At 34.1% G+C, this 22,937-nt stretch carries 21 protein-coding genes and 2 riboswitches; of the genes, 4 read left to right on the top strand and 17 right to left on the bottom strand.

Features of this window, described 5'->3' with window-relative positions; all coding sequences use genetic code 11:
• Nucleotide 1 precedes the first annotated feature (1 nt).
• Together CLOST_RS02390 and CLOST_RS02385 are read right to left on the bottom strand one after the other, a co-directional pair.
• On the bottom strand, nt 2-715 hold the full coding sequence (locus CLOST_RS02390) for an ABC transporter ATP-binding protein (protein WP_013360675.1): 714 nt from the start codon (nt 713-715) through the stop codon (nt 2-4).
• A gap of 99 nt (nt 716-814) precedes the next feature.
• Nucleotides 815-2,200, bottom strand: coding sequence for an efflux RND transporter periplasmic adaptor subunit (locus CLOST_RS02385; protein WP_013360674.1), 1,386 nt, complete (start codon nt 2,198-2,200; stop codon nt 815-817).
• A 206-nt stretch (nt 2,201-2,406) separates the two neighbouring features.
• On the opposite strand from CLOST_RS02385, the gene CLOST_RS13425 reads away from it, so the two are divergent.
• The gene (locus tag CLOST_RS13425) at nt 2,407-3,630 is read left to right on the top strand and encodes a C40 family peptidase (RefSeq protein ID WP_013360673.1); all 1,224 of its coding nucleotides are present in this window, start codon (nt 2,407-2,409) and stop codon (nt 3,628-3,630) included.
• Between the two features lie 24 nt (nt 3,631-3,654).
• On the opposite strand, the gene CLOST_RS02375 is transcribed toward CLOST_RS13425, so the two are convergent.
• Genes CLOST_RS02375 through CLOST_RS02330 form a run of 10 tightly spaced genes read right to left on the bottom strand, consistent with a single transcriptional unit; the run spans nt 3,655 to nt 12,329 of the window.
• The gene (locus CLOST_RS02375) at nt 3,655-4,053 is read right to left on the bottom strand and encodes a GtrA family protein (RefSeq protein WP_049779742.1); all 399 of its coding nucleotides are present in this window, start codon (nt 4,051-4,053) and stop codon (nt 3,655-3,657) included.
• A complete protein-coding gene (locus tag CLOST_RS02370) occupies nt 4,037-4,453 on the bottom strand; it encodes a sugar 3,4-ketoisomerase (protein ID WP_013360671.1) in 417 nt (138 codons plus the stop codon). The genes CLOST_RS02375 and CLOST_RS02370 overlap by 17 nt, the downstream gene beginning before the upstream one ends.
• 34 nt (nt 4,454-4,487) lie before the next feature.
• The gene (locus CLOST_RS02365) at nt 4,488-5,579 is read right to left on the bottom strand and encodes a DegT/DnrJ/EryC1/StrS family aminotransferase (protein ID WP_013360670.1); all 1,092 of its coding nucleotides are present in this window, start codon (nt 5,577-5,579) and stop codon (nt 4,488-4,490) included.
• Complete coding sequence (locus CLOST_RS02360; protein ID WP_041487079.1) at nt 5,563-7,068, bottom strand: glycosyltransferase family 39 protein; 1,506 nt, start codon at nt 7,066-7,068, stop codon at nt 5,563-5,565. Before CLOST_RS02360 ends, CLOST_RS02365 begins: the two co-directional genes overlap by 17 nt.
• Entirely contained in the window at nt 7,055-8,068 is a 1,014-nt protein-coding gene (locus tag CLOST_RS02355) for a hypothetical protein (protein ID WP_013360668.1), read from the bottom strand. Before CLOST_RS02355 ends, CLOST_RS02360 begins: the two co-directional genes overlap by 14 nt.
• Nucleotides 8,069-8,094: 26 nt before the next feature.
• The gene (locus tag CLOST_RS02350) at nt 8,095-9,027 is read right to left on the bottom strand and encodes a glycosyltransferase family 2 protein (protein WP_013360667.1); all 933 of its coding nucleotides are present in this window, start codon (nt 9,025-9,027) and stop codon (nt 8,095-8,097) included.
• A gap of 2 nt (nt 9,028-9,029) precedes the next feature.
• Nucleotides 9,030-9,587 (bottom strand): acyltransferase, encoded by a 558-nt coding sequence (locus CLOST_RS02345; RefSeq protein WP_013360666.1) that lies wholly within the window; start codon nt 9,585-9,587, stop codon nt 9,030-9,032.
• A 27-nt stretch (nt 9,588-9,614) separates the two neighbouring features.
• Nucleotides 9,615-10,628 (bottom strand): hypothetical protein, encoded by a 1,014-nt coding sequence (locus CLOST_RS02340; protein ID WP_013360665.1) that lies wholly within the window; start codon nt 10,626-10,628, stop codon nt 9,615-9,617.
• Nucleotides 10,629-10,645: 17 nt separating this feature from the next.
• Nucleotides 10,646-11,248, bottom strand: coding sequence for a retron system putative HNH endonuclease (locus tag CLOST_RS02335; RefSeq protein ID WP_013360664.1), 603 nt, complete (start codon nt 11,246-11,248; stop codon nt 10,646-10,648).
• Entirely contained in the window at nt 11,235-12,329 is a 1,095-nt protein-coding gene (locus CLOST_RS02330; protein WP_013360663.1) for an AAA family ATPase, read from the bottom strand. Before CLOST_RS02330 ends, CLOST_RS02335 begins: the two co-directional genes overlap by 14 nt.
• A 179-nt stretch (nt 12,330-12,508) precedes the next feature.
• On the opposite strand from CLOST_RS02330, the gene CLOST_RS02325 reads away from it, so the two are divergent.
• Nucleotides 12,509-13,291, top strand: a complete 783-nt coding sequence (locus CLOST_RS02325; protein ID WP_162091637.1) for a DUF3298 and DUF4163 domain-containing protein — start codon at nt 12,509-12,511, stop codon at nt 13,289-13,291.
• Nucleotides 13,292-13,453: 162 nt separating this feature from the next.
• Here the strand turns inward: CLOST_RS02325 and CLOST_RS02320 are convergent, their stop codons facing one another.
• The 5 genes from CLOST_RS02320 to lysA form a co-directional block, all read right to left on the bottom strand.
• Nucleotides 13,454-15,448: a thioester domain-containing protein gene (locus CLOST_RS02320; RefSeq protein WP_013360661.1), complete on the bottom strand. Its 1,995-nt coding sequence runs from the start codon at nt 15,446-15,448 to the stop codon at nt 13,454-13,456.
• A 98-nt stretch (nt 15,449-15,546) separates the two neighbouring features.
• Nucleotides 15,547-15,635: riboswitch (cyclic di-GMP riboswitch) on the bottom strand.
• 209 nt (nt 15,636-15,844) lie between these two features.
• Nucleotides 15,845-17,116, bottom strand: coding sequence for a hypothetical protein (locus CLOST_RS14070; RefSeq protein WP_013360660.1), 1,272 nt, complete (start codon nt 17,114-17,116; stop codon nt 15,845-15,847).
• A gap of 98 nt (nt 17,117-17,214) precedes the next feature.
• Nucleotides 17,215-17,307, bottom strand: a riboswitch (cyclic di-GMP riboswitch).
• Nucleotides 17,308-17,420: 113 nt separating this feature from the next.
• Complete coding sequence (locus CLOST_RS02310) at nt 17,421-17,963, bottom strand: sigma-70 family RNA polymerase sigma factor (protein WP_013360659.1); 543 nt, start codon at nt 17,961-17,963, stop codon at nt 17,421-17,423.
• Between the two features lie 247 nt (nt 17,964-18,210).
• The gene (rfbB, locus tag CLOST_RS02305; RefSeq protein ID WP_013360658.1) at nt 18,211-19,260 is read right to left on the bottom strand and encodes a dTDP-glucose 4,6-dehydratase; all 1,050 of its coding nucleotides are present in this window, start codon (nt 19,258-19,260) and stop codon (nt 18,211-18,213) included.
• Nucleotides 19,261-19,271: 11 nt separating this feature from the next.
• Complete coding sequence (gene lysA, locus CLOST_RS02300) at nt 19,272-20,537, bottom strand: diaminopimelate decarboxylase (RefSeq protein ID WP_013360657.1); 1,266 nt, start codon at nt 20,535-20,537, stop codon at nt 19,272-19,274.
• A 126-nt stretch (nt 20,538-20,663) separates the two neighbouring features.
• On the opposite strand from lysA, the gene CLOST_RS02295 reads away from it, so the two are divergent.
• Both CLOST_RS02295 and CLOST_RS02290 read left to right on the top strand, forming a co-directional pair.
• Entirely contained in the window at nt 20,664-21,377 is a 714-nt protein-coding gene (locus CLOST_RS02295; RefSeq protein ID WP_013360656.1) for a DUF4412 domain-containing protein, read from the top strand.
• Nucleotides 21,378-21,535: 158 nt separating this feature from the next.
• Nucleotides 21,536-22,882: a M20/M25/M40 family metallo-hydrolase gene (locus CLOST_RS02290; protein ID WP_013360655.1), complete on the top strand. Its 1,347-nt coding sequence runs from the start codon at nt 21,536-21,538 to the stop codon at nt 22,880-22,882.
• The last annotated feature ends 55 nt before the right edge of the window (nt 22,883-22,937 follow it).

Genomic DNA, 22,937 nt, shown 5'->3' with positions numbered 1-22,937 from the left:
TTTACCTTCTTTCATCACTTACTATCTGTCCATCTTTAAAGGTAACTATCCTATCTGTATACTCAGCTATATCTCTCTCATGAGTAACTATGATAACAGTTTTACCTTCTTCATTTAGATTCCTAAATATCTCCATAATCTCTATACTCGATTTCGAATCTAGGTTTCCAGTTGGCTCGTCAGCTAGCATTATAGGTGGCTCATTGGCAAGAGCTCTAGCTATTGCCACTCTTTGTCTTTGCCCACCTGAGAGCTCATTTGGCATATGGTGAATTCTATCTCCAAGTCCTACCTTTTCAAGTAACTGCTTGGCTCTTTCATGTCTGTCATTCGCATGCATCTTTGCATATATCATTGGTAGCTCTACATTTTTTACAGCAGAGGTTCTTGCAATTAAATTAAACGACTGAAATACGAAGCCAATTTTCTGGTTTCTTATAAACGAAAGCTCATCCTCTGATTTTTCCTTAATATCTATTCCCTCTAAGAAATAGTTTCCCTTTGTAGGTCCGTCTAGGCATCCTATTATATTCATTAGAGTTGATTTACCTGAACCAGAGGTTCCCATTATAGATATAAACTCACCTTTTTCTATAGTCAAATCGATGCCTCTTAGTGCCTGAACCTCTACACTTCCCATTATATAAATCTTATATAACTCTTTTAGCTCCAATAAAACATCTTCTGAGTTTTTACTTTCCACTGAAGTTTGCATAGCTTTCTCCTTTTATAATTAGTATGCAAGACTCCTGTAGCTACATTAGCAATTGTTACTGCTTGAATAGTCAGGATTGCTCTTGCTTAATTATTAATCTTAATTTTCAGTCTTGATTTCAGCTCCCATTTCTGGCATTTTCTCCACCTTCATTCCATCTATATAGCTTGGATCAGGAGATAGTACTACTGAATCATTTTCCTTAAGCTCTGATGATATGACCTCAAGCTCTACATCGCTTTCTAGTCCTAGCTCAACAGGCACTCTTTTTAGAACGTTATCTTTTTCTATCACTAGATAATTTTTTCCATCTTCTTCTAAAACAGCTTCATAAGGCACCTTAAATACGTTATCTTTTTGCTCAATCATAATTTTTGCAGAAGCAGTAACTCCAGCTATTAGTCTTGGGTCCTCGTCTACTATATCAAGTATAACTGGTATAACCATTTCCTTGCTGTTTCCACCTTCCTTAGGCTCTCCAGTTGGTGAAATATTATATACAAGAGCATTTACTTTATCACTGCCAAGCACATCTGCAGATATTTCAGCTCCTAAACCTGCTTTTATGCTTCCGATATCAAATTCACTTATAGATACCTTCATTCTAAGGTCAGATAGATTTTCTACTACAAACAGAGGTTTATTGTCATCGCTGGCTTGAGGAGTTCTTCCTAATCTAGCATTAACTCTAGTAACAGTTCCGCTTATTGGGCTTTTAATATACACCTTTTCCAAATCCTGCTGTTTCTGATTCAATTGCTCTCTTTTTATTTCTAGAGCTTTTTTGTCAGAAGCTTTAGGCGACTGTTCATCTATAGTTTTCTGTACATCCAATTTTGCTTTTCTAAGCCCATCCTTAGCAAGCTCTAATGCTATTTCTGATTTTTGAACGCTAATCTCAGCTTGAGTATATTCTTCCTTTGGAATAGCTCCACTTTCAAATAGTGCTTTTTTTATTTCAAGCTGTCTTTTAGCTTCATCGTATTCTATCTGAGATTGATTCACAGAAATATTAGCAGAAGCTGTCGAAGTATCTAGCTTTGACTTTGAATCTATATTTTCTTTATATTGTAGTTCAGCTAGCTCCAAATCCTTTTGCGATAGATTTATTTCTTGCTTTAAATCCTTATCATCTAGTACAGCTAATACTTGACCTTTTTCTACATAATCTCCTTCTTTAACATTGATTTGAACTATTTCATAATTTAGTGATGAAGAAATTTCTGCACTGTCAGTTCCTTCTATTTTTCCAGTTATGGATAGACTATGCTCTATAGTTCCTTTTGTAAGAGGCATAGTTGTAACCATAGGATTTTGTTCTCCTTTACTTTTGCTCCATGCAAAAATAGAGGCTCCTAAAATCACTATTATAAGTACTGGGATGATAATTTTTTTCTTGCCTTTAAAAAACTTTTTCTTCTCTTCTTTTACTGAATCCTGTTCACTAGTTTTTTTGAAACGATTTTTTAGTTTTTCTAAACCCATTGTATTTTCTCCTTTTTTTATAATGTACACAATTAGTGTATTGTTTGTAATAATACACTAATCATTATACAGCACATAATTGATTTTGTTTTCAAAAAAATCAAACTGTTACTTTTTTGTAATTAAAGGGTGTTATTTAAAATTTTTTTGTGTTATAATTTTTTAGTACCATACCAAAATAACCAGAAAGTTTGGAGGAAGTTCTTATGATTAAAATTTCGAAAGAAATCAAGAGAAAACTTCTGCAAAATAGAATATACCTATTTTCGCTAGCTGCTCTTGTTTGTCTTTTAGGCTTTTTAGTCTACTACCAACCCGGTGTAGGTTATGAGGTAAAGCTAAATGAAAAACATGTTGGATTCGTAAAAAGAATCTCTCATGTAGAAAAAATGATGACTCAGCTCGATACAGAGCTTCGTGAATCAAAAGGTAAGGATATCACTTACGAAGCAAATCTCGAGTACAACAAAGGGAAGTTAAATGGAAATGATTTGACTGAGCAAGAAGACATGAAACTATCTGCTATGTCTGCTTTGGAAATCAAATCACCAGGCTATCTAATTAAGTCAGACGGTAAGGTACTCATGGCGGTAAAGGATGAAAAAACTGCCCAGAATATATTAGATGCCATCAAAGCTCCATTTGTAGCTTCAAAACAAAATGCAAAAGTAGAATTCGTTCAAGAAGTAAATCTAGTAAAAGCTGAAAAAATCAACATAGAAAAAATCTTAAATAGCTATCAGGCACTCGCAATAGTTAAGTCACCAACAAGCGCTTCTACAGTTTCTCGTTCTAGTGTTAGCAGAGAAATTCCTGAAACAGAAGTAGCAGAAGAAGGTAAGCCTCTGATAGATGTTAAGGTTACTTATCAGGATAATGTAAATCTACCAATATATAAAGCAGAGCAAAGAGTAGCCGACTCTACCCTGACTGAGGGAACTACAAAAGTTAAATCAGAAGGTACAAACGGCATTAAAGAAGTAGTTAGAGAAGTAGTAGAAATAAACGGTGAAGCTGTCGAGAAAACTGTTATAAGCGAAACAGTTGTTGAGCCTTCATCACCTAAAATCGTAGCTTATGGAACAAAACCAAAGGTTTCAGGAGTAGTAGCAATAGCAAAAGATTACATAGGAGTACCATATAAATGGGGTGGAACCACTCCAAAAGGCTTTGATTGTTCAGGCTTTACTCAATATGTATTCAGAAAAGCTGGAGTTAGCCTTCCAAGAACATCATCAGCTCAAGGCAAGGTAGGAACTAAAGTATCTAGAAGCGAGCTTCGTGCTGGAGATTTAGTAATGTTCCCAGGCCATGTAGGTATCTACATCGGAAGTGGAAAATTCATTCACTCTCCTAGCCCTGGAAAAAGCGTTCGTATAGACGATTTAAGTACAAGAAAGAACTTCCTTTACGGAAGAAGAGTAAATTAAGCAGATAAAATTAAGGCCTCTTCATTATGAAGAGGCCTTTTTAAATGTCCAAAGCTTTTGAAGTACATAATTATAAAATAGAACTAAACACGTCACACCGATTTGTCCAAGCACTGGATTAAATCCAATTAGGTTTACAAGAGCATATAGCAGCCCCGTATTTATAACAAGTGCGGTAAGATATACACTTACAAACTTAGAAAGATTTCCTATTGTTTTTTCTTCCTTGAAAACGAACTTAGTATTTAGTAGATAGCTTACAGCTATACCTGCTATATACGCCAGTATGCTAGCTAAAATATAGTATAAATCCAATCTTAAAAGCAAAATATAAATTATAAAGGAAAAACCTGTATTAATTGCTCCCACAAGTGCAAAGCCGAAAAAACTGCTGTTTTTTATCTTATTAATCAAGTTTGCCATCATTCACTTCCCTGACAAATTCATCATAGTCTCTTATATATTCTGAAGCATCATAAGACATGCTAGATAATACCAGTAAAATAGAGTCGCTAGAGAATTCGCACATATCCTTCCACACCATTTTATCGAGATAAACTCCCTGATGGGCTTTATTTAGAATTACGGTATCCTTTTGCCTTCCATCATCTATCACTATCTTGACACTTCCTTGAAGATTTATAAGCATGAACTCAGACTCTCTATTAGCATGCTGTCCTCTTACTACACCGTCCTTTGTTCCGTAGATATAAAAAATACGCTGAATTAAAAACGGAACCTCTTTATTACTTTCTGCGACAACTAAATGACCTCTAGGATCTCCTAGTTCCTGAAAATCTATAACTTTAAACTTTTTATCCATACAACTCTCCATTTCCTCAAAAACCGAATTCTTATTAATACTTATTTAAGCATTTTATGGCATAGTCTACTTCTTCTTTAGTCATTCCGTTGTAAATAGGCAAACTCACTACCTCGTTCGCATAGCTTTCTGTTATAGGATAATCCCCTTCTTTATATCCCAAATACTCGTAAGCCTGACTAAGATGAGGAGGTATGGGATAATGAATAACGCTTCCTATATTACATTCATTTAAATAACTGATAAATTCTGCTCTATCTTTTACCCTTACTACAAATAAATGCCATATAGGCATAGCCTTGTCCAAAATTTTTGGCAAAATAATCTTAGGGTTATCAACTTCACTTAGGTACCTTTTAGCTATATCTATACGCTCCTTATTTAGTTCATCTAGATATTTTAGCTTCACTCTTAGAAGACCTGCCTGAAGCTCATCTAGTCTAGAGTTATATCCTACAACCTCATTGTAGTATCTTTTCTCACTGCCATAATTTCTAAGTACTCTGATTTTATCAGCAAGCTCGCTGTTATCAGTTACTATAGCTCCTGCATCTCCAAAAGCTCCTAAATTTTTGCTCGGATAGAAGCTAAAGCAGCCTATATCTGAAAATCTTCCTGTCATGATGCCATCATAGGTTGAACCATGAGACTGAGCGCAGTCCTCAACCAAGTATAGCTTATGCTTATCACATATTTGCTTTATACTTTTCATATCACAAGGCTGTCCATATAAGTGAACTGCCAAAATTGCTTTCGTTTTTGAGGTGATAAGGCTTTCTATCTTTGATGCATCTATATTGTAATATTCATCTGGCTCACAAAATACAGGTACTGCATTGTTCATGCTTATTCCCATCACGCAGGCAATATATGCATTTCCAGCAACTATAACCTCATCACCAGCTTTTATATCAAGTGCCCTAAAGGCTAGCACTATTGCATCTAGGCCACTCGCTAATCCAACGCAGTGACGGCTTCCTAAATATTTAGCAAACTCAGTTTCAAACGCTTCAACCTCTTTGCCAAGTATATACCATCCACTTCTAAGCACCTCTAAAGCTTTAGCTTCATATTCCTCTTTATGCATCATAAACTGTCTATCTAAAACATTAAACGCTACCTTCATAAGTACTTCTCCTTTCGCCTATCGATGCCGCCGCAAGTGCTGTAATCATAGGCATTGCTATATATCCGTATCTAGGCTGCATTTCTATAAGGGTATGAAGACAAACAAACCCTACAAACAAAATCAGCCCAAAATAAAATTCCGGTTTAATTTCATTTTTATAGTAGCCTCTTGCAAGCTTCAGCATTATAGCTAGAATAAGAGCGCTGTAAAAAGCCTGCACATAATAAAAATGATAATTGAGCCATACTAGCATATCATTTGTCGCTTTAGGATTAGATTCAAGCTCTACTGTAGACCAGTAAAGTCCTCCAAAATCTCCGGCCCCCCACTGAGTGCGGTACTTGTTCGAAATAAGAGTAAGCACCTTATCCTTATCCGATAGCCTTTGCTCTAATCTTTTTCTAGCTTCTATCTCAGCCTTATCATAGTCAAAGCCAACATCTCTAAGCAAGTCATAATCTTCCTGATTCCACATTCCATTGCTCTCGTGATTAAACCCTGCATTTATATATAAAATAAGGTTTCCGCCAGTATCCCAGGTAGGCTTTTGGAATACTCCTGCCCATATAAAAATATAATTTAATACAAAAGTAGTCACATACATAGCTACTAGCATAAGTACGAGACATAAAGGCCCTAAAAGCGCTTTATCCAGCTTCAAAGGCTTCCCTTTTTTTCTTTTTTGAATTAGAGAATATGAAGAAAAAATAAGCATATGCATTATAATTGCTATTACAAATATTGGACCTACAGATCTAAACAGATTTCCAAGCGAAAGCAGTGCTCCTACAGCCACCAAATAAAGAGGATGAATTTTCTTCTTAAAAACCTTTAAATAAAGTAGCACCGCAAAATAAAATACTGGGGCTGCTAGATTTTGAGAATCCAAAATATTATTAAAGAAAATAAATGGAGAATTTATAGCCATGATAAAAATAGCAGTAGCTTTTTTTCCATTTGATAACTCTCCAGAAATCAAATAAACCAATAAAGCTGTCAGAAGTGACAAGCCTATATTTACAAACTTCATCGCCATAAGACTAGAGCCTGTAATCATATGAATAAGACTATAAAACAAGGTAGTAAAGGCAAGATGAGGATAGGTATAAAGATATCCGTTTTTTTGAAATCTGCTGAAATTTCCCTCAGCTATTTCTCCAGCGCTTTCCCACATACGTCCAAAATCTGAAATCTGAATAGTACTCACTGAGTTTGTCCAGTAGAGTCTTATTAGCAGTCCAGCAAATATTATTATGCCAATAATAGCATAATAAACTGCCTTTTTATTTTTAAATTTATCCATAAAATAATCCACAGCTATAAATATAAGTAAAAAGCCTAAAGTAAGAACTAAGCTTTTAAGCACTGGAGCTTTAAAGTTTGGAGATGCTATGTAGTTTATATATACGAAAATTGACAAAAATAGAAAAAAACTAAGTATTATTAGCGCCTTAGAAAAAAGGTCTTTAATTTTAGTCACTATCATAGCTCCCCCTAGTCTGCCATAAAAATACAGGCTTAAAATTCGTGTGACAACCTATAGTCTTTTTGAATCTAAGTAGTCCATGACTTATTTTATCATCTGCCGTTGATGGACCTATATCTACATAGTCATAGCCTTTTTCTTTGTAGTACTTTACTACATTCATTGCTAAAAACTCCATCGGTCTAAGATTAGAGTATTCATCTAAAGCTCCCCAGTAAACTACTTGAACTGCATTAGAGCTAATCTCAAAAACTATTGCGGCTGCTATATCCGTCTGCTCACTTGAGACAACGAAGGCATCTACCTTGGATTTATCCATGATAGATATATCTAAAATCTGCTGATAACTCATAGCTAGAGGATAGCCCTTTTCAGCCCTATTTAGCTTGATAACTTCATAGGCATTTTGAAGAAAGCTATCATCATTAAGTCTGATAACTAGATTTGACCTCATAGCTTTATTCAAATTTTTTCTAAAGCTATGGGCTCTTTCAGATACAAACTCATCTATATCCGTAATCTCTTTTAGATTATAGTAATTGTTTACATGAGAATATTGTAGCTTAAAGCCTTCATCTAGAACTAGTCCCATGCTTATAGCAAGTGTTTCATCATAAATATCCGGAGCGAGGATAAGCCTAAAATCTGCATCTAGCTCATTTGCCATAGATTTTAAGCCATTTATACATCTCGCTTTATCTAGGTCATCTATTTTAGGGTTAAAATAAAAGGTAGAAAAAGGAGAAGAATAAGGTATGCAAAGCATAGCTCTCCCACTATTATCCCTTAATCCAACTATGCAGTAGCCTATTGCTTTAGACTCCTTCAAAAATCCTAAAAAGTAAACCTCATCTGCATTTTTGCTGTGATATAAATGAAAGTCTTCGCTATCAAAAAACAAAACCTCGTTTGTCTTTAAAGCTTTGAATCTAAAGTCAAAATCCGTTTTACTGCATTTAGTTTTTTCATTTGTAGCTATATCATAAAAACAATAGACCATATAAATTCACTCTCAATCTCTTTTACTTACTCATCTATTCCATGAGTTTCTTCTACTATGTAAGTAGGTCTTCCTCTGCTCTCATCAAAATTTCTCCATAGATACTCCCCTATAACTCCTAGAGTAAGCATCTGTATTCCAGAGAGCATTAGTAGGGTAATCATCATAGTAGTCCAGCCTTGAACAGGCACATTGAACATAAACTTATTCACAATCAAAAATACTGCTAAGATAAATCCAACTATAGAAATAAATATACCTAGCGTAGATATAAATCTGATAGGGACATAAGAAAAAGCCATAAAGGAATCAATAAAGAGCTTAATTTTCTTTGATAAAGTCCATTTAGACTCCCCTATTTCTCGTTTTTTTCTCACATAGTAAATCTTGTCCATTTCAAATCCAGCCCAGAGCACCTGTCCCACAATAGAAGAATTTTTTTCATTCATGGATACCAGTACATCTCTTACTTTTTTATCGATAAAGAAACAATCAAAGCCTCCACTAGGCATGTCTTTTAGTGCATATTTTTGCATCAGAGAATAATATGTATTGGAAAACAGTTTTTGAAAAAAACCATCCTCTCTGTCCTTGCGAACTGCTATTACTACTTTTTTGCCTTGCCTCCATTTTTCATACATCTCTATAATTATTTCCAGAGGTTCCTGAAGGTCAGCAGCTACCATAGTCATGCAGTCTCCAGTCGCATGAGCAAAGCCTGCAAGTATAGCTGTATGTGAACCAAAATTTCTAGACAGCTTGACTACCTTGAACCTATCATCTTTTTCTCTTAGCTCTAGCAGAGCTTTATATGAACCGTCCTTTGAGCCATCATCTACGCAGACAATTTCAGCTTCAAAATCAGTTCTTGATAGGATTTTTTCTTTCATTTGCTCATATAAGTGAGGTATATTTAGTTCATTGTAATAAATTGGAACTATAATTGATACTTTATCCATGCCTACTCCTTTTCCAAATCTCTAATCTTTCTTGCTGGAACTCCTGCATATACGCTATATGGCTCGACATTAGAGTTTACAACTGCCCCAGCTCCTATAACACTGCATCTTCCAACTCTTACACCTGGAAGAATCACGACATTAGCCCCTATCCACACTTCATCCTCTATATAAATTTTAGCTTCCTTAGTAAGCTTTTCCTTTACATAAGGCAAGGTGTTGATTTCCTTTCCGTTGCCGGCTGCTGCCTCTGTAACTAAAGTCAAATTGGGTCCTATAGATACATTATCTCCTATTTCTATGCTATATCTATGATTTGCTGATACTATGATTTTCATACCTAAATTAGCAAAGCTTCCTTCGCCCATCTTTACACCTAATCTATCAAAATACAGCTTCCTAATTCTAGCATCAGTATAATAATTTGCAATTAGTTTTTGAAGCCTAGGTGGCATAATATCAACGCTTGATTCTAAAGCTTTATAAATCAGATTGTCCCAAAAGCTCCAAAAAACTTTGTCCATGCTACTAGCTATATTATTTAGTTTCTTTTCATCCATAGTTTATCCTCTTTATTAGCAATTTTTCTATAGCAAAATACTGTTGTCAAAAGCTTTTATATGTCCCACAATATAGTCCATATCCTCTAAATCATACCTCTGGTCTATAGGCAGAGCTAAAAGATAAGTCGACAAATAATGTTCAAAGCTGTTACTTTCTACTCTAGAAAGAACATCCTTCCACCAATGTGGTACATAAATCTTCTTACTAACTAGATAGGCTCTTAAATCCTTATGCTCTATAAGCATGGGGTATACCATAGGCGCTTCAAAGCTGTGCTCAAGATTTAGCTTATTAAGGTCTTTCAGTTTTGAATGAAGATAGTAAAAATTTCTCTGTCTTTTTAGCTTTACCTCTTCATAGTCAATGCTTTCAAGAATCCTTTTGCTGAGTTTTGACATTCCTATAGGATTAAAGTCATCAAACCTATCTTCATTTTTCATATTGTCAAGATATGCGGCGTTCGCTCCCTCTTCTATTCTTTTTAAAAGATGAATAGCATGAGGATAGGATATATCGCTTTCTAAATCTATTTTTTGAATGCCATCCTTGATTAAATAGCCACCGTCGTTTACACCAAAAAACTTTCTGGCAGAATAAAGACTGTAAGCTCCTTTAATTGGCTTTGCAAAAAAAGCCTGAGTATTGTCCATTAGAAAATTCTTATGGCAATTTTTTAGCTTCTTTATAGTATTATTGCTTGCAGTTCCAAAATAATTAATATATAAGAAGGCTTCGTCCTCAGTAGTTTGTCTATCAAATATAGGCATAAAATTCTCATCTATATTATAAAACTCAAACTCTAAATTAAGAGGCTCAATAACCTGAAGCATACTAGTACATAAATAATGTGGCAAATACAGCTTTTTTGCTTTCGAAGCTTTTATTGCATGATAAATAGCTGCCCTTCCAGTATTTACCTCAACTACATCAGGTCCATAATAATAAGATTCCTTGCGAGGAAGCTCTAGCTCCATATATCCGCCTATTTCCTTTACTTTATAAACAATATCCTCTGCCTTGTAATTTAAATCAGCCATTTTTTTCCTTCTTTCATCTATTTAAGCATATAATCCAATAAGCTTGGGAACTGCTTTAAAAAATGTCTTATATCTTCTTTCTTCATAAATTTAAGTAAGTTATCTATTTCAACTATCACACGCTTTCTTGCATCAGTTAGTCTTACACTGTTTAAGCCTAGCAAATCTAGACTTTTATACGCTGGAGTATTACTATCTTTTATTCCTTCTTTTGGAATTATCTCTCCAGTCATAAGGTCATAAATAAAAAAAACATCTGGTGAAAAATTAACTGGATCTATAAAGCCTTCGAAATAGTGGCTTCCTTTTCTTATCCCACAGCTTTCCTTAGCATTACATGAAACAATCATATTGTCATAATCCAAATCATCTTCTGGAAATCTAGATTGCGGCTTGATATGTTCAATATGCGAGCCATTGGCATTGTCTGAATTCACAACAATCTCTCTCTCGCAATAAGCGCAAAAACATCTCGAAGATTTGCACTGCTCATTATATGCAATATAATGACGTAAATCCTTTCTCATATCTCCACGCATATTCTTATAACTGGCATTAGACTTTTCTTCTATAAATTCTAGTAAAAAATCTGGAGGATCTGCCTTTTTAATGTCCAGCATTTTTTAGTCCCTTTCTTCTAGCTATTTCTATATTAACCAGTAAAATATCCTGGTCTATTGTCCCTATGACTCCTGTAATATCTTCATATAATAGTTTAAACTCTTCAGTTTCGTAAAGCTCATTTCTAACCATGCTTTTTAACTCATCAATTTTCTCTTGGATGTGAGGATGCCTAGTTGTCGAAAGTCCCATGATATCAAGCAATATCATATCTGCTGTAACACCATAGGTCTCATCTAGATTCTCACCATTTATTACCTTTACCCATCTCTCTTTTTTAGATAGAATTTTGAGTGATTCTCTTTTCACTGATGAAATAATGTGTGGAGAATGGGTAGCTATGATTATTTGGTTATCTTTACCTATATTTTGATATACTTCAACTATTCTTTGCTGCCATGATGGATGAAGCGAAATCTCTGGCTCATCTATCAAAATCACACAACCTTCAGGCTCTAGAGATTTAAGAGATAAAAGCCTAATAAACAGCTGTTTCTCTCCAGATGAAAGCCCGTTAATATCAAACTCTACTCCTGACTCATTTCTAAACAGCGGCATCTTGGTTTTAGGGTCTTTAATTCCTACCAAATAAACATCCATATCTAGAATTGAAAAAATAGAATTTATTTCATCGCACACTGCATCTATACTCTTTCCTACCGTTGTTTCTGGATTCGAAAAAATCTGCTTATCAAAAGCCTGCTTGATATATGAAATTATATCATGAGTGCTTTTATCATCAATACAATAGGCAAGAGGTATCTCATCAGCTTGATTGGAGTTATGAATACTTTGAAATCTCACCTCAGATGGAAGATAAATCATTTTAGGTGCTTTCTCAAGTTCATCTTCATTTATATCTAAATGTAAATTTACTGTATCTTTTTCATCTAAACAGAATTTGTTATCCTCTAGCTTTTTAAATGTCTTGAAAATACTAGAAAGCAGAGTAGTTTTACCTGAACCATTAATCCCAGCTAAAATAATAGTATCTAGAATTTTTTTATCCTCTGTTTCAAAAGAAATAGTATTGCTATCAAATATAGGATGATTATCAAATACAACATCTAAAACCCTCACAAGCTTCACCTCTTTCCAAAAATATCATACCATATTTACTGTCATTTTTCTTTAAAGAATATGTAACTAATCATTAAGTCCTAAAGATTATAATGTAATAAAGTACTTAGTTTTGATATAATAGAAACATATAAGGTTAGAAAGAAGGCATTAATGTGAGAAAATTACTTTTATTAAATATGATTACCATCATAGTTGTCACACTAACTGCTTGCTCGGTAATTGAAAAACCTGAAAGCTTTACTAATGCAGTAACATCTTCTAAAAAAAATGCTAGCTACGATGCAAAAGCTACTGCCTCTTTGCCTCAGCCAGTTGAAATACGGATAGAAAGTGATTTTGGAGAAACTGAAGCCTTTTCTTATGATATTAAATACCCAGTCATATCAAATCTTCAGAATCAAAATACTCAAGCAGCTTTGAATTTAAAGCTAAAAAATCAAGTATACAACTACATGAACAATATTAAATCACTATCAAAATCAAACTCAAAAGCTGAATCGTTTGTTCCTTACTCTGTAACTACTGATTTCGAGATAAAAACCTCAAATCAAAACATATTGAGTATGGTTGCCACATACACGCAGAACACAGGTAAAGCAAATCCTGTAACTGCCTTGGCTACTTACAATATAGATACTTCTTCTGGAAAAGAATTGAGCTTAGAAGATTTATTCAAATCTGACTTTGATTATAAAAACGTTATAAACAAAGAAATTACAAATCAAATAAAAAAAGATATTTCTGGAAAAGTATATTTCCAAGAAAAAAATCTTAGATTTGTAAGCATAAGTCAAATGCCGCAATTTTATATAGAAGATGGAAATCTCTACATTCAGTTTGACATTTATGAAATAGCTCCCTATGCTACAGGCACTCCTGTTTTCCTAATACCAAACGAAATAATATATTCTGGGCTTAAAGAACAATATAAGCCCATGCTCTTAAATCAAGTTGATTAAAGCAATAAAAATATATAAGTATTAAAGTAATTATCTATTCTGTTCATAGACAAATAACCTATTTTTCAATCCAATCAAACTAAATTATTCCCATAAAAAAACTGCCCTTTATGAGCAGTTTTTTTATTTAAACATAAAATATTTAATGTTCATTTTCGAAAACTATTTCTTTCTAATCTTTAATCCCGTAGCTATTAAACTTGCTCCTAAAGCATATAGAAGTTCTGGTGCAAATCCTCCTGTTTTAGGAAGAACAGGTGCTGGTGCATCAAGTGGAACTTCTTCTTCTATTATTTCTTCTTCAGTCTCCATAACTGGCGGAGCAGATAAAGGAGTTTCTTCATCTATTACTTCTTCCGTTTGTTCTGCTGAAGCTAGAGTAGCTACAGGTAAAGCTACTGGTATAATTTGTGGTGCTGCAAGAGGTGTAGCTTCATCCTCTATATCTTCATCATCGTCGTCATTGTCATTTTGTGCCACTGGAGTTGTAGGTTGTGGTGTTGGATTAGTAGGCTCTGGTTGCGGTTCTACAACTGGAGGATTAGTCGTTCCTCCTCCGCCACCTGGTGTTACTGGTTCATCTTCTCCTGGTTCATCTTCTCCTGGCTCATCTTCTACTGGTTCATCTTCCCCTGGTTCATCTTCTCCTGGCTCATCTTCTCCTGGCTCATCTTCTCCTGGCTCATCTTCTCCTGGTTCATCCGGGTCTACTAGTTCTACTTTTGGTGCAGTGTACTCTATTTTAAACATTTGTTTTAATGTTGGTAAATTGTAGCTCATAAGCATTGGTGTACTAACAAGTCTTTGAGTGTTTTTATTATCCTTTGTTGGCACTAAGTCATATACATCTTCAACTGCATATGTTCCTTTTATTACAATTTTTGCTTCAATCTCAGCATTTTTAGTTTTATCTTCAATAGCATTCTTAAAGCTCAAAGATTTATTACCATTTCCTAAATCCACTACCGTATAGGCGTTAGTATCCAGCTGATTTCCATTTACGAATACTTCTAAGAAAGTCTGTACTTGCTCATTTACTCTATTTAATATAGAGTATGTATAATTTACTGATACTTCACCATTTTCTAACTTAACGGCAGTATTTTCATCAGTCGCTTTCGCTTCTATTTTAAGATTATTTTTAGAAGGGTCACTTTCTTTTTGTTTAGATAGGTACTCTGCTAATTTAACAACTTTCTCATCTTCAACTCTCTTTTTTATCCCTAAAAAACCTTTTTCCCAATCATAATCAACAAATTTTTTATTAGGATTATCTAACTTCCAAACTGCCATCTGTGTTGCTGCGATAGCATCTTCTTCTGTTAAATTATTTATTTGATTTTGTGTAAGATATTTTGATGCATCTTTTAATAATTCACTTCTATAAGTCTCAATATTTGTATTCGGATCATAACCATTTAAAACTATTCCTCTTAATTTCTCAGATGTTTTAATATCTTTACTATTTTGAGGTAATTCTTGCACTGAATACTTTGAATTATTTTTAAGGTTTGTATCTATATCATTACAATACGCCGTAACATCTTCTTTAGAATCTTTAGTATTTTTTAAATCAAATACTTTTGTTTCATATTCCTCATCATTAAAATCTCCCCATTTTGGAACTATTTCAGTAATCGTTTCACCTTCTGTTCCTGTATTGCTATATTCAACTTCCTTTGCTATGATTTTATTACCATTTTTATCGACATTTTGTGTTTCTTTATAATCCACAATCTCAACCTTAGCAGGTTCTACTTCTATTATTTGAGGAGGATTTCCATCTTGCGGTGGTGTTTGCGTTCCTCCATCTTGCGATGGTGCTTGTGATCCTCCATCTTGCGATGGTGCTTGTGTTCCTTCATCTTGCGGTGGTGTTTGTGTTCCTTCATCTTGCGATGGTGTTTGTGTTCCTTCATCTTGCGATGGTGTTTGTGTTCCTTCATCATGCGATGGCGTTTGTGTTCCTTCATCTTGTGATGGCGTTTGTGTTCCTTCATCTTGTGATGGTGCTTGTGTCCCTCCATCTTGTGTCACACCGCTATCTGACTGTGCCGTAGGAATTTCATCTGCGTATGCCATTATCCCATAATTAGAAAATAGCAACGATCCCATTAATAACAGTGCTAATAATCTGTTTTTTTTCACCTTTCTCATACATTCCCTCCATCTTTAAACTAAATTAAATAAGCTTGTTAGATGGTAGCTGGACTATCATTGCTTTGTCTAAGCCAATAAAAAAACCGCCATAAAAATATGGCGGCTGGACTATCATTGCTTAAAACTAAGCTTTAGACTCCTTGCTTTGCGTCCTACAGTTTCCCATAGTTTGCCTTTTTCATTAAGTAGGATTAAATAACTATTTTGTTATGTAGTATTAACTAGTTATTAATCACTAAAACAATTCTATATTAAAAAAATTCAAAAGTAAATAATTTTTTTCTATATTTTGTAAACATGAAAAAAAAACTGCTCTAAAAGCTGAGCAGTTTAACGATTAAAATTTAATTTATAATTATATTTGTGTTAAATAAGATTTGATAGTTTTAAAATTTATTTTCTAAACTTAAATCCTACACTAATTAAGCTTAAGCCTAAAGCATATAGAAGTTCTGGTGCAAATCCACCTGTTTTAGGAAGTTCTGGTGCTGCTAGTGGTACTTCTTCTTCTATTATTTCTTCTTCAGGTTCTTCGACTTGAGGTACTCCAAGAGGAACTTCTTCTTCTACTATTTCTTCAGGAGTATTTATAGAAGTTACAGTTGCTACAAATACATCAGGTTCTCCTGGTAATGCTAAAGGAGTCTCCTCTTCTTCAATTACTACTACATCATCATCATCGTCATCATCTTCAGGAACTGTTGGTTCTTCAGGTTCTTCAGGTTCTTCAGGGTTTTCAGGGTTTTCTGGTTCTTCTGGGTCCTCAGGATCTTCTGGGTCTTCTGGATCTTCAGGGTCTTCAGGGTCTTCAGGGTCTTCTGGATCTTCTGGATCCTCAGGGTCTTCTGGATCCTCAGGGTCTTCTGGATCCTCAGGGTCTTCTGGGTCCTCAGGATCTTCTGGTATCACTAATCCAAATAAGAAAGAGAAATGGCTAATAGCAGCGATACTATCATTCTTATTTACTGCTGGATGCAATCCACTATCAGAACTGATTGTAGGATCATAAACATATAGATAACCTTTAGTTCCGTCTTCTCCTTGTCCACCTTTTACATATACTTTATATACTGTTACATTTGATGAGCTTGTTTCCCAAGATAGATACTTCGCATCTTCACTTACAAACCACTTAATAAATTCTTCATTATCTAATGAAATAGTTCCACTACCTCTTGGAGAATCATCAACTTTTTCAGTTTCATATCCAGTTTCTTCAAGCTTAAAATTAGCTTCATCTATTGGTTGCTGAGCTGCTGGTCCTGAATACTGAACATCTACATCAAGGATTTCTGGAGCTTTCATTAAAGACATTGGTACTTCTTCATTTTCAATAATTTCTTCAATCTCTTCATCAATAACTTCTTCTACTATTTCTTCAATAGGTTCTTCCTCAATTATTTCCTCCACTATTTCTTCCTCGATTACTTCTTCTATTACTTCCTCTTCTTCAAAAGGTTCTTCTTCTATTACTTCTTCTTCATTCTCAGGCTCTAAATTATTCTCCGGTTGTTCTTCGTTTTGTTCCTCATCAACTACTTCTTGTTCTTCTTGCTGAATTTCAGGGGGTATTTCACTATCTGCGAATACTCGTTGAGCGTTAAATGACCAGCCTAAAAATGCTAATACCATGATAATTGCTAAGAATCTTCTGTTTTTTCTCATTTTTGACACCTCCATCCATTAAACTTAAAAACCAAGTTTTGGATGGCAACGGGACAATCATAACTTATCTTAACTCAAAAAGCCGCCATATAAAAAAATATGGCGGCTGGACTATCATAACTGAGTTAGTATTCAGTCTTAGACTCCTCGCTTTGCGTCCTACAGTTTCCTGTAGTTTGCCTTTTTCATACAAATTGGGAAATTCTAACTAAAGGAGTACGAATATATTACTAATTCTAGTTACTTTAAATATACCCTGAATAAGTATATTAAAACATAGTTTATAACATTATTTTACGTTAAACTATAAACAAATTAAAACTCTAAGCTTTTTTATAGCATTTCTTTTTAATTCTTTTGCATAGACATAGGAAACATCGAGTTCCTTAGCTACATTTTTTAGTAAGCTCTTCTCCATAATGTGCCTTTCAACTACATATCTTTCTTTATATGAAAGACCCTTTAATAAATCTTCTAGTTCGATATCGAAATAACCATGGTCATAATCTGATTCCATAAAGGTCTCATCGTATTCTACTAAATCCGCTACCTTAGCTTGTTTTCTTTTCTCATCATAGTAATAACATCCTAGCATTCTTTTCATATATCCCATAAATAATATATTTCTTTCCAGTTCATAATTATCAATTAATTCAATAGTCCTAACATATCCTAGCTGAAGTAAATCCTCATCTACATATCCAAAATAGTGTCTTATTTTTTTCTTTATCAGAGGAGTAATGTAAGCTAAAAGCTGTCTTAGATATTCTTGTTTATCCCAAGTAGCAGTAGCTTCCTTATAGCCTATAAGCGCTTGTTCTATATCTTCGTAAGTATTTGTCTCCATTTCCTTACCTCCTATCTCTGTACAACTATCGAACATATGTTCTGTTTCTACTATACAATATGCATTTATTTTTGAAAAGGTAGGAAAAAAGTTCAAAAAAATATCCTATATCATTAGCTTCTTATCTACATATTGTGTAGATGCTAATAATCTAGGATATAAAAATACTTAACTATTAAATTCGTATAACAATTTTTAGCCTAAGAAGCATTTATAAAAAATAACTTCTTTAAATTATAATCCACAATTACCTTCCTTCATACATTTTGCTATAATAATTTCTGTATTCTGAAGAAATAATCTTCTCTATCCACCTAGGATTGTCTAAATACCATTTTATCGTTAGCTTTATACCTTCATCAAAAGTGTATTTAGGCTCCCATCCTAGCTCTGTACTTATTTTTGTATTGTCTATTGCATATCTTCTATCGTGTCCTAATCTATCTTTTACATGAGTAATTAAAGTTTCATCTTTTCCTAGCACATTTAAAATCAATTTTACTATATCCAAATTTTGTTTTTCATTATTCCCACCAATATTATAAACTTCTCCAAGCATTCCTTTATGAAGCACAGAGTCAATAGCACTGCAGTGATCCTCAACATAAAGCCAGTCTCTCACTTGTTTCCCATCGCCATAAACAGGAAGAGGTTTATCATTTATCGCATTATTTATCATTAGAGGAATTAACTTTTCAGGAAATTGATATGGTCCGTAATTATTAGAGCACCTTGTAATATTAACAGGAAGTCCATAGGTTTCACTATATGCTCTTACTATCATATCAGCTGAAGCTTTGGAAGCCGAATAGGGACTGTTGGGATTTAGGCATGTTGTTTCTTTAAAAAGTCCCGTTTCACCTAAAGAGCCATAAACCTCATCTGTCGATACCTGAACAAATTTAACGCCCTTTTTATACTCTTTGCAGTACTTATCAAATAAATCTATTTTCCAAAAATCTTTAGCAATATCAAGTAGTGCCTGAGTTCCCATTATATTTGTTCTAAGAAAAACTTCAGGGTCTTCTATGCTTCTATCAACATGGGATTCTGCGGCAAAATTAACCACCATATCTATGTCAAATCTTCTAAAAATACTTTCTACTAGCTCTCTATTACAAATATCTCCCTTAATATGCTTGTACCTAGCATCTCCCTCTATATCCTCTAGGTTCTCTAGATTTCCAGCATAAGTAAGTAAGTCTAAGTTTACTATTCTGTAATCGTGATGCTTTAGCATATATTTAATAAAGTTTGAGCCAATAAATCCAGCTCCACCTGTTACTAGTAAGTTCACACTTATCTCTCCTAACCTAAATCGTTTTTAAGTAAATCCTCGTAGGACTCTCTTTGCACTATCAGTCTGTCTTCTTTATCATGAATCATAACCACTGCAGGCTTTGCAAGCTTATTGTAGTTGCTCGACATACTATAGTTATATGCTCCAGTTCCCATAACTGCTAGTATGTCTCCTCTTTCTACTTTAGGAAGATTAATATCCCAAATTAATATATCTCCGCTTTCACAGCACTTTCCAGCAACTGTTACTAGCTCAGTATCTTCATCATACATTTTATTTGCTATGCAAGCACTGTATTTGGCTTGATAAAGTGCTGGTCTTGGATTATCTGCCATACCTCCGTCTATGCATATATATTTCCTAACTGACTCAATATTTTTTACACTACCTACAGTATAAAGAGTAATTCCTGCTTCAGCTACTATATATCTTCCTGGCTCTATAAAAATATTCGGTCTTATTATCTCATATTTATCAATTAAAGCTATTACTTCTTCCATAATTGCATCTGTAAAATATTCAAGTGGCATAGGTTCATCTTCAGCCGTATATCTTACTCCAAATCCCCCCCCGACATTTAAATCCTCTATTTCATAATCATACTTGTCTTTTATTTCTTTAATAAGCTCCATAGCTTTTTTTGTTGACTCTACATGGGCCTCATTGTCAAAAAGCTGTGAGCCAACATGAAAATGAAAGCCTTTAAAATCAATATGCTCTGATTTAATTGCCAGTTCTATAGCTTCATCTAAGTCTTTGCTGGCAAAAGAAAGTCCAAATTTTGAATCTAGCTGTCCTGTACTTATATATTTATGAGTATGTGCCTCCACATTTGGAGATATTCTAAGTAAAATTTTTGCAGTAAATCTTTCTCCTGCAAGCTCTATTAATAGCTTTAGCTCACTTATTCCATCTACTACTATTCTTCCTATTCCTCTTTCTAATGCAAATTCCAATTCATCTTTTGATTTGTTGTTTCCATGAAACATTATTTTATCTGGATTTATTCCAGCATCTAATGCCGTATATAGCTCTCCATAAGATACTACATCTATACCCATTTCTGATTTTTTAATTATTTTAGCCATTGCTTTAGTCAAAAAAGCCTTACTAGCATAATATGCATATGTACGAGGGTATTTATCTAAAAAATTCACCTTAATATAATCTATTTTTTCTTCTATTATATCCTGGCTCATAACATAAAGCGGTGTAGAATATTTTTGCGCTAGATATACACTGTCAACTGAACAAAACTCAAAATTCTCTTGCATAGTTCCCCCTCCTTAGTTTTATATACGACTGATTACTTAATTTTATATATTATACCTTTTTATCTTCAATTATTATAGCATTTTATCTATCATAGGATTAAAATAGTATAAAAGGAGGTTGTGATAATGAAAAAGATTGCAATTGCATTATTTTTATCAGCTATATTAGGTACATCTGTATTAGCTGGATGTTCCCCTAAGGAAGAAGCTCCAGCCCCAGATACTACAAAGGAAGAAGCTGCTCCAGAGGCTGAACAACCAGCAGCTGAAGAAGAATCTGCTGACCTAGCAGAATTATTTAAAAAAGGAGAAAATGCATTTAAAGATGGTATTTACTATGCACAGACCTTTACAATGGCAGACCAGCAAAGTCAGATGAAAACTTGGCATAAAGGAGATAAAGTGAAAAGCAGTATAGTTGCTGATGGCGACGAAATGATTAACATAATAGATTCAAAAACAGGTGAATTCATCACATATAGCGCATCTGAAAAAACTGGAATGAGATTCAAAGCAGATTCTGGCGACTCATCGTTCATGCCTGATACCAGCATGACTGATATTGCTTCAGTAGATGAGCAAGTAGATACTGCGACCTTTGAGGTAGTAGGGGATGAGAAAATACTAGGCGAAAATTGCGCAGTTATTTTATCAAAAGACAAAGCTACAAATGAAGAAGTGAAGCTTTGGGTTAGCAAAAAATATGGCATAACTATGAAAATGGTAAGCAAAGGCGTGGATGGTAGCGAGATGACTATTGAAGTCACTGAGCTAAAAGTAGGAGATATTAACGACTCAGAATTCGAAGTTCCTTCTGATGTTGTAATCGAAGAATTTTAAATCTCAAAAAATTACTTGAATATAATTTTTATTAAAGTGACTTTAGGGTAAATATATTATGAACCATCTATTATTGCAATCAAAATTGCTAATGGTTCATGCTTACCTTGTTATCTTTATAATAAGGAAGTTATTTTACAAATAGGAGGATTGATTATATGATGAAAAAAGTTTCTGCGTTTGCTTTAGCTTCACTAATTATCGTCACACCAATTTTTTCAAATGCTCTTACGAAAGATCCCGATGCAGGAGAACTTGCTTATAAGCATGTTGTTGAGCTTTCAGACGAAATAGGTGATAGAACTCAAGCAACAAATGGCGAATATGATGCAAAAGACTATATTGAAGATGTATTTATGGATTTGGGCTATGATACTAAGCTCCAAAGCTTTGAAATTCAAAGAACAAAAGACGATAAACCGTATGATACTGTAACATCATATAATGTTATTGCAGTAAAACCAGGTGAATCTAAAAGAGAAATCATCATAGGAGCTCACTACGATTCAAAAAACAATACTGGAAAAGGTGCTGACGATAATGCTTCTGGAGTTGCTGTAATGCTTGAAACTGCTGAAAAAATATCAGACCTTAAAACTCCTTATACTGTTAGATTTATTGCTTTTGGTGCTGAAGAAAGCTTCAAAAATAGCGATAATATTAAAAATGGTGGATTAAATGGCTCCTCATACTATGCGGAAAACATGACACAAGCTGAAGTAAATAATACTGTAGCTATGATCAACTTAGACTCTCTGCTTGCTGGAGACTTCATGTATGTTTATGGTGATTTAGGCAAAAAAGGCTTTGTAAGAGAACAAGCCTTAGCAATTGCTAAAGAGCTTGGACTTGATTTAGAAACAAACCCCGGACACAATAAAGACTATCCAGCTGGTACAACTGGAGACTGGAGTGACCATGCTCCTTTTGTTGAAAGAGGAATCCCTTATGGATACTTTGAAGCTACAAACTGGCATTTGGGTGATATGGATGGATATACTCAAACCGAAAAACACGGTGAAATCTGGCATACAGAAAATGATAATCTAGATTTTCTAGAAAGAGAGTTTCCAGGTAGAGTTGAAGAAAGATTAATGACTTTCTCAAATACACTTACTGAGCTAGTACTCAACTTTAATCCAGCAGAATATAATTCTGTAAAAATTAAAATAGGTAAAGACGAAATCAAGAATAATGGAAAGCCTGAAAAAGCAGCTAAAAAACCATTTATAAAAGAAGGTAGAGCTTTAGTTTCACTTGATGTTATAGAAAAAGCTATGAAGCTAGAGGTTTCAGTTTCAAATAACGAAAAAGAACTTACTATCAGCAAAAATGGAAAAACTGTAGTATTCGACTTAGATACAGAGAAAACCTATGACAAAGATTCGAAAGCAGTGATTACTGAAGATGGTGATATCTTTGTAGCTGTAAATGAAATTGCTAAGGTTTTAAATGGCAATGTTAAGTGGGATGCGAAGGACAAATCAGTGGAAATAGTTTACTAGGTAAATAAAAATTTTAAGTACTTCATTGAAAAGAGCTTGCGGATTCGCAAGCTCT

Source organism: Acetoanaerobium sticklandii, from assembly GCF_000196455.1.
Classification (GTDB): domain Bacteria; phylum Bacillota; class Clostridia; order Peptostreptococcales; family Filifactoraceae; genus Acetoanaerobium; species Acetoanaerobium sticklandii.
Note: the sequence above shows the minus strand (reverse complement) of the source record. Positions and strands in the feature narration are given on the sequence as shown.

Coding starts and splice junctions, on each gene's coding strand:
- lysA (WP_013360657.1), bottom strand. CDS start 20,537: ATGCAAGAGAATTTTGAGTTTTGTTCAGTTGACAGTGTATATCTAGCG.
- CLOST_RS02320 (WP_013360661.1), bottom strand. CDS start 15,448: ATGAGAAAGGTGAAAAAAAACAGATTATTAGCACTGTTATTAATGGGA.
- CLOST_RS02325 (WP_162091637.1), top strand. CDS start 12,509: ATGATTACCATCATAGTTGTCACACTAACTGCTTGCTCGGTAATTGAA.
- CLOST_RS02370 (WP_013360671.1), bottom strand. CDS start 4,453: ATGGATAAAAAGTTTAAAGTTATAGATTTTCAGGAACTAGGAGATCCT.
- CLOST_RS02340 (WP_013360665.1), bottom strand. CDS start 10,628: ATGGCTGATTTAAATTACAAGGCAGAGGATATTGTTTATAAAGTAAAG.
- CLOST_RS02385 (WP_013360674.1), bottom strand. CDS start 2,200: ATGGGTTTAGAAAAACTAAAAAATCGTTTCAAAAAAACTAGTGAACAG.
- CLOST_RS02335 (WP_013360664.1), bottom strand. CDS start 11,248: ATGCTGGACATTAAAAAGGCAGATCCTCCAGATTTTTTACTAGAATTT.
- CLOST_RS13425 (WP_013360673.1), top strand. CDS start 2,407: ATGATTAAAATTTCGAAAGAAATCAAGAGAAAACTTCTGCAAAATAGA.
- CLOST_RS02345 (WP_013360666.1), bottom strand. CDS start 9,587: ATGGATGAAAAGAAACTAAATAATATAGCTAGTAGCATGGACAAAGTT.
- CLOST_RS02375 (WP_049779742.1), bottom strand. CDS start 4,053: ATGGCAAACTTGATTAATAAGATAAAAAACAGCAGTTTTTTCGGCTTT.
- CLOST_RS02295 (WP_013360656.1), top strand. CDS start 20,664: ATGAAAAAGATTGCAATTGCATTATTTTTATCAGCTATATTAGGTACA.
- CLOST_RS02360 (WP_041487079.1), bottom strand. CDS start 7,068: ATGATAGTGACTAAAATTAAAGACCTTTTTTCTAAGGCGCTAATAATA.
- CLOST_RS02310 (WP_013360659.1), bottom strand. CDS start 17,963: ATGGAGACAAATACTTACGAAGATATAGAACAAGCGCTTATAGGCTAT.
- CLOST_RS14070 (WP_013360660.1), bottom strand. CDS start 17,116: ATGAGAAAAAACAGAAGATTCTTAGCAATTATCATGGTATTAGCATTT.
- CLOST_RS02350 (WP_013360667.1), bottom strand. CDS start 9,027: ATGGATAAAGTATCAATTATAGTTCCAATTTATTACAATGAACTAAAT.
- CLOST_RS02390 (WP_013360675.1), bottom strand. CDS start 715: ATGCAAACTTCAGTGGAAAGTAAAAACTCAGAAGATGTTTTATTGGAG.
- CLOST_RS02290 (WP_013360655.1), top strand. CDS start 21,536: ATGATGAAAAAAGTTTCTGCGTTTGCTTTAGCTTCACTAATTATCGTC.
- CLOST_RS02365 (WP_013360670.1), bottom strand. CDS start 5,579: ATGAAGGTAGCGTTTAATGTTTTAGATAGACAGTTTATGATGCATAAA.
- CLOST_RS02355 (WP_013360668.1), bottom strand. CDS start 8,068: ATGGTCTATTGTTTTTATGATATAGCTACAAATGAAAAAACTAAATGC.